This is a genomic window from Synechococcus sp. R6-7, assembly GCF_047461695.1.
In the GTDB taxonomy this organism is placed as follows: Bacteria; Cyanobacteriota; Cyanobacteriia; order Thermostichales; family Thermostichaceae; genus Thermostichus.
Map to the genome: position 1 here is coordinate 1 of NZ_JANSHS010000544.1, position 2177 is coordinate 2177.

At 58.8% G+C, this 2177-nt stretch carries 2 protein-coding genes; one reads left to right on the forward strand and one right to left on the reverse strand.

Translation table 11 applies throughout. From position 1 onward, the window contains the following. Positions 1-150 precede the first annotated feature (150 nt). The gene (gene recA / locus NW815_RS13970; RefSeq protein ID WP_414416151.1) at positions 151-1275 is read left to right on the forward strand and encodes a recombinase RecA; all 1125 of its coding nucleotides are present in this window, start codon (positions 151-153) and stop codon (positions 1273-1275) included. An 11-nt stretch (positions 1276-1286) separates the two neighbouring features. On the opposite strand, the gene NW815_RS13975 is transcribed toward recA, so the two are convergent. Continuing rightward, positions 1287-2108 (reverse strand): TrmH family RNA methyltransferase, encoded by an 822-nt coding sequence (locus tag NW815_RS13975; RefSeq protein ID WP_414391170.1) that lies wholly within the window; start codon positions 2106-2108, stop codon positions 1287-1289. Positions 2109-2177: the final 69 nt, after the last annotated feature.

Genomic DNA, 2177 nt, shown 5'->3' on the forward strand with positions numbered 1-2177 from the left:
GCCCCTCTCCCAGAGGGAGAGGGGAGTTAGGAACCGAGGCAAGGTACGAGCTGACTGCAGTTGGAGGGAGAGGGATCCGCTCAGAGCAAGGCGACAATGTTAGAATGCAGGCTCGATTTTCCACCACGACTCCTGGGGGGGATGCGGGTTATGGCCCGGAAAGCCGCTGCTGTGAACACTGCTGATGACTCGGACAAATTGAAGTCAGAAAAACGCAAAGCCCTGGAGCAGGTGTTAAGCCAGATCGAGCGGAATTTCGGCAAAGGGGCAATCATGCGCCTGGGAGATGCCACCCAGATGCGGGTGGAGACCATACCCAGTGGGGCCATCACCCTCGACTTGGCCTTGGGCGGAGGTTACCCAAAAGGGCGGATTATCGAAGTCTTTGGGCCGGAATCTTCTGGGAAAACTTCAATTGCCCTACATGCCATCGCCGAAGTGCAAAAACAAGGGGGAACGGCAGCTTTTGTGGATGCGGAACATGCGCTGGATCCCACTTACGCAGCAGCTTTGGGGGTTGATATTCAAAACCTGTTGATCTCCCAGCCGGACACGGGGGAGGCCGCCCTGGAGATTGTCGATCAGTTGGTGCGCTCGGCAGCTGTGGATATCGTGGTGGTGGACTCGGTAGCAGCGTTGGTGCCCCGGGCTGAGATCGAAGGGGATATGGGAGATGCCCATGTGGGATTGCAGGCGCGCCTGATGAGCCAAGCGCTGCGCAAGATTGCCGGAAATGTCAGCAAAACCGGATCCATCGTTCTTTTCTTAAACCAATTGCGCTCCAAAATTGGCGGCATAGGCTATGGCCCCCAGGAGACCACCACCGGCGGCAATGCCCTTAAGTTTTATGCGTCGGTGCGGCTAGATATTCGCCGCGTTCAAACCCTGAAAAAAGGTGCGGAAGAATACGGGATCCGAGCGCGGGTCAAGGTGGTGAAAAACAAAGTTGCCCCCCCTTTCCGGCGGGCAGAATTTGACATCATTTTCGGCCAAGGGATCTCCAACATCGGCTGCATTATCGATCTGGCCGAGGAGATGGGCATTCTCAAGCGCCGCGGCTCTTGGTACAGCTACAAGGAGGAAAATGTTGCCCAAGGGCGGGACAATTTGGTCGTTTACTTGAAAGAAAATCCCGAGATCTTGGCGGAAGTGGAAGGGGCTGTGCGGGAGAAGCTATCTTCTGGGGTACCCGTTTCTGCCAGCCAACCGGGGGCAATGGAAGACGGAGAGGAGGAGATTGACGGCGCGATCTTTGAGGGCGATGAGGAGTTTTGAGACGAAGTGGGCTACTCCAGCCGAGGAGAACTCTCTAGCTGCTGTCGTCTTTGTCTGAGGGCTTCGTAGAGCAGCAGCCCACCCGCCATGGCCACATTGAGGGAGTCCACATCCTTGGCCATCGGGATCCGCACCTGGGCATCGGCCTGTTGGATAGTCGCTTCCCTCAGGCCAGCCCCTTCGTTGCCCAGGAGAAAAAGGGTAGGGCGGGTGAGATCTTGATCCCAGTAGCAGTTTGCTGTGGGGGAGAGGGTAGCAGCCAAGACTTGGATCCCGTGGCAACGGCAGCTCTGGATCCAGGCGGCTAGGTCGGGCACGACTTGGGGCGGACGGCGAAACCACTGGCCGGCAGAGGCCCGCAAGACTTTGGGGTTTTCGGGATCGACGCTGTCTGCGCTTAGCCAAAGGCCGTCGGCTCCTGCGGCGGCCACGACTCGGATTAGGGATCCCAAATTGCCCGGATCTTGCAGCGTTTCCACCACAAGGCCCAAACGTAACTTGGACAGGGGGGGAGAGGAAATCTGCCAACTGACGGCCACGGCCACAGCTCCTTCGGGAGACTCGGTGGTACAGAGCGCTGCCATGACTTCTGAGCTGACGGCCTGCCGCCGTAGGCCCTTGGGCAGATCGGCCAGCAGGTGAGGGTGACGGCTGGCCCAGTCGGGCGTGTAGCAGAGGGCTTGCAAAGGCCAGCCGACCCGCAGGGCTTCTTCGATGAGATGGGATCCCTCTACCAAAAAGGCGCCCTGTTCCCGCCGGCCTTTGCTGCGGTGCAACTGCCGCAACTTGCGGATCCAGGGGTTTTTCGGACTGGTCAGCAGCTCAGAAGCCATGTGGCAATGGTTAAGGTACTCCCCAAGTCTTCGGCGTTGCTGCCCTCACCCCCAGCCCCTCTCCCAGAG